Here is a 5,770-nt window from a genome sequence, read left to right as displayed (position 1 = left end):
ACGGCGGCGACATCTCCCGCAAGCGCAAGCTGCTGGAGAAGCAAAAGGAAGGCAAGAAGCGGATGAAGATGGTCGGCCGCGTGGAGGTCCCGCAGGAAGCCTTTATTGCCGCGCTCTCCTCCGATGACTCCAAGGACAAGGCAAAGAAGTAGTACCGCAGTGCGTGTAACAACAACGACGGCGGAGGCCCGCCTCAGTGCCTAGCGTTCTGCCCGTAGGGGATCCGGCGCCGGCCGACGGTCTGCTGCCGCCGCAGGCAGCGGACGGGGCCGAACACCGAGCGTTCTGCCTGTACGTGCACGTGCCGTTCTGCCGGGTACGCTGCGGGTACTGCGATTTCAACACCTACACCGCCAAGGAACTTGGATCCGGCGCGTCCCAGGATGAGTACTCCGGCACGCTGAACACGGAGCTGGAGTTGGCCGCGCGGGTGCTGCGCGACTCGGGTTTGCCGCAGCGAAGGCTTTCCACCGTTTTCTTTGGCGGCGGAACACCCACGCTGCTGCCGGCGGCTGATCTCGCAGCCATGCTGACACGGGCTGCAGCCCTGTGGGGCCTGGCTCCGGACGCCGAGGTCACCACCGAAGCCAACCCTGACTCGGTCACGCCCGAGTCGCTGAAGATCCTGGCCGACGCCGGTTTCACCCGGGTGTCCTTCGGCATGCAGTCGGCCGTGCCGCACGTGCTGAAGGTGTTGGACCGCACGCACAACCCGGAGCGGGTGCCGCAGGCGGTGCAGTGGGCCCGCGAAGCGGGGCTGCACGTCAGTCTTGACCTGATTTACGGCACGCCCGGGGAATCCATGGCCGACTGGGAGGCCAGCCTTGACTCCGCCCTGTCCTGCGAGCCGGACCACATCTCTGCCTACGCCCTGATCGTTGAGGACGGGACCAAGCTCGCCGCGCAGATACGCCGCGGCGAAGTGCCCGGCATCGACGACGACGACCACGCCGCCAAATACGAAGTCGCTGATGCGCGGCTCGGCGGTGCAGGCTTCGAATGGTATGAAGTCAGCAACTGGTCGCGCACGGCGGCAGACCGCTGCCGGCACAACCTTGCCTACTGGCGCGGGGACGACTGGTGGGGGGCCGGCCCCGGCGCGCATTCCCACATGGGCGGCGTCCGGTGGTGGAACGTGAAGCACCCGGCGGCGTACGCCCAGCGCCTGGCCACCGGAGTCTCACCGGCAGCCGGCCGCGAAACGCTGGACACTGCCACCCGCCAGTTGGAACACATCATGCTCCAGACCCGCATTACCGACGGCCTGCACACGCGGGATTTGGGTCCGAACGGCAGGAAAGCGGTGGCGGGACTGATCGCCGATGCCCTGGTCGACCCGGCTGCCGCCTTCGCCGGTACGATCCGGCTCACGCTCAAGGGACGTCTGCTGGCCGACGCCGTGGTGCGGCGGTTGCTCGAGGACTGAACGCGCCGGTCTCCAGCGACCGGCCGATCCGCCGAAGGGCCTCCCCGTAGGCCGCGTCCCAGCTCCACCCCGCCGCCAGCGCGCCTGCCAATTCCAGTGAGACCAGACCGTGGACCTGGCCCCAGACAACCGCGACCATGGACGCGACGTCGTCGGCCGATGCTCCGGGCAGGGCGGCGGCCACGGCGGCAAACAGCGGCGCGATCGATGGTTCCGCGGCACCGGGTGTTGGCTGGCACGGTACCTGGCCGGCCAATGATCCGCCGAACATCAGGCCATAGAGGACCGGATGCTCCACCGCCCAGGCCCGGTAGGCCCAACCCAGCGCTTCGAGCCCGTCGGGAGCGGCCCGCTGCTGGGACGCCGCAAACGAGGCGAAGCCGTCGTCGAGTATTGCGGTCAGCAGTTCCGCCTTTCCGCCGAACAGGGAGTACACCGCCGTCGTGGAGGTCCCGGCCGCCGCCGCGATGGCCCGGAGCGAGACAGCGGAAGCGCCGTCGCGGGCCACCAGGCCCGCGGCAGTGTCGAGGAGCCTGCGGCGCAGTGAATCATCGTGGACCAGGGGTCTTGCCATGGCACCAGTATTCCATAACACTGTTTCATAACAACGTTATGAAAGGGCGCAATCATGTCGGAGCAAGTACTCACAGGCCGCTTCACCGCAGACCCGGGCAGCGAGCCGGTCACGGTTTTCCTCATCGGGATGCGCGCCAACCGGTGGTGGAAGGTGGGCAAGGTCGCACGTGTCGCGTCCGCGATGCCCCCGATGCTGGCCCACCTGGCGGCAGCGCCGGAAGCCGGGTTGCTGGGCTACCACCAGTGGCTCGGGCGCACCACTATTCTGGTCAGCTACTGGAAGAGCCCGGGACACCTGCAGCGGTTCGCGTCCGACCGCTCGGCACCGCACCTGGAACCATGGCGGCGGTTCATGCGGGAATCGGCAGGCAGCGGTGACGTCGGAGTCTGGCACGAAACCTACGAGATGGTGCCGGGCGGGCGGGAGAGTGTCTACAGCGACATGCCGCGGTTCGGGTTGGCTGCCGCCACCGCCCACGTCCCCCTGGGAGCGGGGATGAACACGGCCCGCCAGCGGTTGTCGCGGCAGGCGCAGTAGAAGGGCGGCGGGGCTACCGGAACAGGCGCAGGTTGTATGCGTAGCGGTACGGAACGCCGCGGTTGCACTTGATGCCGGCAATCACCGAGTTGACCGTCAGGAAGACCCAGATGGCGGCGGCGATGACCGCAAAGATTCCGCTGACCGCCGGAATAACGATCAAGAGGTTCGCAATGATGGCCACCGCGGTGGGCGGCACCGTGAAGTTCAGGGCCTCTTTGGATTCCTGGGCTGTGAACGGGCCCCGGTCCTTGAAGATCAGGTAGATGGCCAGCGACGGGAAGCAGCCCAGAATGCCGCCGAAGTGCGCCATGGTGGCCCACTGCCGGTCCTCGGAAGGTGTCAGGGGCAAAGCGGATGCCGACGCGCTCTGGTACTGCTGGCGCGGAGCGGACTTGCGCTCCGGCTGCTGCTTACGAGCAGAGTTCTCGGACACTGGACCTACCTTCGGAAAATCTGCTGATGGCTCACTTCTGTTCCTAGCCTAGCTGTTCTGCGCCGTTACCCGGTGCATTCTGCGGGCGCAGGAGCCGGCGGAACCGGCTCAGACCGTCAGGAAATCGATGACTTCTTCCACCCGTCCCAGCAGGCTGGGCTCCAGGTCCGCATAGGTGTTGACGCTGCCCAGCAGCCTCTTCCAACCGTCGGCAACGTCGATCTGGGTTCGGTGCGGCCAACCGAGACCGGCGAGGATGCCGGTTTTCCAGTCGGTGCCGCGCGGAACCACCGGCCACTGGGCCCGGCCGATGACCGAAGGTTTGATGGCCTGCCACACGTCGACGTAGGGGTGGCCCACAATCAGCACGTTGCCCGCGGCCGCGGGCACGGCCATGGCGGCCTCGGCAATTCGCCATTCCTTGGAATGGGGCACCAAGTGGTCCACCAGGATGCCGAGCCGGCGCTGCGGGCCCGGGGAGAAGTCCTCCACGGCAGCGGCCAAATCGTCTACGCCGTGCAGGGGTTCGACGACGATACCCTCCACCCGCAAGTCATCGCCCCAGACCTTTTCCACGAGTTCGGCGTCATGCTTGCCTTCGACCCAGATCCGGCTGGCCCGCGCCACCCTGGCACGCTGTCCTTCGACCTTGACCGAACCGGACGCCGTCCGCTGGCGGACGGGTGCCTTCGCCGCAGGCACCGCCGGGACCACTTTTACCGGCTCGCCCTCGAACAGAAAACCGAATCCCAGCGGGAAGGACCGGAGCTTGCCCCGGCGGTCCTCCAGCGACACCAAGTGCACGCCGCCGGATTTCTCCACACGCACCACGGCCCCGACCCAGCCGCTCTGAGCGTCCTCCAGCACCAAGCCGGGCTCGGCCCCGATTTCGCGCAGCGCCCGGGCCTTCGGCGCGGTGAGATCCTGGGGGCCCCAGCCGTAGCTGCTCATTAGCTTCAAGTCCTTACGCGGGTAGTTAGGTGCTCACGGCACCGCGGCGAAGACAATGCTAACAACGCGGCCGACGTATTAGACTTAGCACTTGGACGTGTTGAGTGCTAACACTCGGTCCGCAGACGAGTCGAAGACAGGAGGGGTGCAGTGAGTGAGGTCCGGAGGCTGGAAGTGCTCCGCGCCATTGTCGAAGACTACGTGCACTCAAGGGAGCCGGTGGGCTCGAAGGCACTGGTCGACCGGCACAGCCTGGGCGTATCGTCGGCCACCATCCGCAACGACATGGCGGCGCTGGAAGAAGACGGGCTGATCGTTGCCCCGCACACCAGTGCCGGCCGGATTCCCACGGACAAGGGCTACCGCCTGTTCGTGGACCGGATCTCGGACGTCAAGCCGCTCTCTGCCCCGGAGCGCCGCGCCATCCAGAAGCTGCTGGACGGCGCCGACGACCTCGACGATGTCATGGAACGCACCGTTCGCCTGTTGTCGCAGCTGACCAACCAGGTGGCGGTGATCCAGTATCCGCAGTTCGGTGCTGCCAGAGTGAGGCACATCGAGTTCGTTGTGCTGGGTTCCCGCCGGGTTCTGGTGGTGCTGATTGCGGATAACGGCAAGGTGGAGCAGCATGTCGCGGCGCTGCCCGCGGACGTCGCGGAGGAGACGCTGGCCACGCTGCGCACCGCGTTCTTGTCCGCGCTGTCCGGGAAACCGCTCACCCAGGTGCCCGGCCTGCTGAAGGCCTCCCCGGTGCCGGCGGAGCCAACGGAGGCGGGGATTGTTGCGGCCTTGTCCTCGGAGCTGGCACAGCTGGCCACAGCCACGAACGAGGAACGGATCCTGATGGCCGGCACGGCCAACCTGGCCCGTTCCACGGTGGACTTCCAGTTGAGCATCGGGCCCATCCTTGAGGCCCTCGAAGAGCAGGTGGTGCTGCTGCAGCTGCTCTCGGAACTGCACCAGGATGCCCGCGGCATGTCGGTGAGCATCGGCCGCGAAAACCCCTACGGTTCGCTGGCCGAAACCTCGGTTGTGGCCACCGGCTACGGCCCGGGCGCCACCGCCAAGGTCGGCATTCTCGGCCCCACCCGCATGGACTATCCCACCACGATGGCCGCAGTACGCGCTGTCGCCCGCTATTTGTCACGGATCCTTGCCGGCTAGCAACAGGCTGCGCAGTGTCCGCACCGGCCGTCGGCGCCGGTGAACCGATCCCCAGGAAGTGAAGTACTACAAGGTGACCAACCACTACGACGCCCTCGGTGTCAGCCAGGACGCCTCCACCGAGGAAATCAAAAAGGCCTACCGCAAGCTGGCACGGAAACTGCACCCGGACGTCAACCCCGGCCCCGAGGCCGCTGAGCAGTTCAAACAGGTCAGCCATGCCTACGAGGTGCTCTCCGACCCGCAGAAGCGGCGCGTCTACGACACCACCGGCAACGAAAACGGCAACGACAACGGTTTCGGCGGTGGGTTCTCTGGTTCCGGCTTCGCCTTCCAGGACATCTTCGAGAGCTTCTTCGGCGGTGCCGGGGCAGGGGGCGCGGGCCCGGCCTCGCGTACCCGCCGCGGCCAGGACGCCCTGATCAATGTGCGCATCGACCTCAAGGACGCCGTCTTCGGGGTCAACAAGAAAATCGAGGTGGACACCGCCGTCGTCTGTCCCACCTGCGACGGCAGCTGCTGCCGCCCCGGTACCAGCCCCCGGACCTGCGACATCTGCGGCGGCTCCGGCCAGGTCCAGCGCGCCGTCCGGTCCATCCTGGGCCAGGTCATGACCACCGCCGCTTGCGGCAGCTGCCAGGGGTTCGGCACGATCATCCCGGACCCCTGCAACGAGTGC

General features: G+C 67.0%; 8 protein-coding genes. 5 read left to right on the top strand and 3 right to left on the bottom strand.

All coding sequences use genetic code 11. The annotated features are described in order from the left end of the window. Both AC5RWT_RS33760 and hemW read left to right on the top strand, forming a co-directional pair. Positions 1 to 152, top strand: a 152-nt coding sequence (locus AC5RWT_RS33760; protein ID WP_494084025.1) for a hypothetical protein, incomplete at its 5' end; no start/stop codon positions are given. Positions 153 to 196: 44 nt separating this feature from the next. Continuing rightward, positions 197 to 1,426, top strand: a complete 1,230-nt coding sequence (gene hemW / locus AC5RWT_RS33755; RefSeq protein ID WP_494084023.1) for a radical SAM family heme chaperone HemW — start codon at positions 197 to 199, stop codon at positions 1,424 to 1,426. Here the strand turns inward: hemW and AC5RWT_RS33750 are convergent. Continuing rightward, complete coding sequence (locus tag AC5RWT_RS33750; protein WP_494084022.1) at positions 1,374 to 2,000, bottom strand: TetR-like C-terminal domain-containing protein; 627 nt, start codon at positions 1,998 to 2,000, stop codon at positions 1,374 to 1,376. The genes hemW and AC5RWT_RS33750 overlap by 53 nt on opposite strands. Before the next feature lie 54 nt (positions 2,001 to 2,054). Here AC5RWT_RS33750 and AC5RWT_RS33745 point away from each other — a divergent pair, with 54 nt between their 5' ends. After that, the gene (locus tag AC5RWT_RS33745; RefSeq protein WP_494084021.1) at positions 2,055 to 2,540 is read left to right on the top strand and encodes a DUF4188 domain-containing protein; all 486 of its coding nucleotides are present in this window, start codon (positions 2,055 to 2,057) and stop codon (positions 2,538 to 2,540) included. 13 nt (positions 2,541 to 2,553) lie between these two features. On the opposite strand, the gene AC5RWT_RS33740 is transcribed toward AC5RWT_RS33745, so the two are convergent. Both AC5RWT_RS33740 and AC5RWT_RS33735 read right to left on the bottom strand, forming a co-directional pair. Then, a complete protein-coding gene (locus AC5RWT_RS33740) occupies positions 2,554 to 2,976 on the bottom strand; it encodes a DUF4870 domain-containing protein (RefSeq protein WP_494084020.1) in 423 nt (140 codons plus the stop codon). A 108-nt stretch (positions 2,977 to 3,084) separates the two neighbouring features. Next, positions 3,085 to 3,927 carry a DUF3097 domain-containing protein gene (locus AC5RWT_RS33735; RefSeq protein ID WP_494084019.1) on the bottom strand — a complete coding sequence of 281 codons (843 nt, stop codon included), beginning with the start codon at positions 3,925 to 3,927 and terminating at the stop codon, positions 3,085 to 3,087. A 150-nt stretch (positions 3,928 to 4,077) separates the two neighbouring features. Between AC5RWT_RS33735 and hrcA the strand changes: the two genes are divergently transcribed. Further along, entirely contained in the window at positions 4,078 to 5,091 is a 1,014-nt protein-coding gene (hrcA, locus tag AC5RWT_RS33730; RefSeq protein ID WP_494084018.1) for a heat-inducible transcriptional repressor HrcA, read from the top strand. A 73-nt stretch (positions 5,092 to 5,164) separates the two neighbouring features. Beyond that, a partial coding sequence (locus AC5RWT_RS33725; RefSeq protein WP_494084024.1) for a DnaJ domain-containing protein occupies positions 5,165 to 5,770 on the top strand: 606 nt, incomplete at its 3' end.

The sequence above is a fragment of the Arthrobacter sp. Dra40 genome (assembly GCF_059091905.1).
This window is presented reverse-complemented; position numbering and strand designations above follow the sequence as displayed.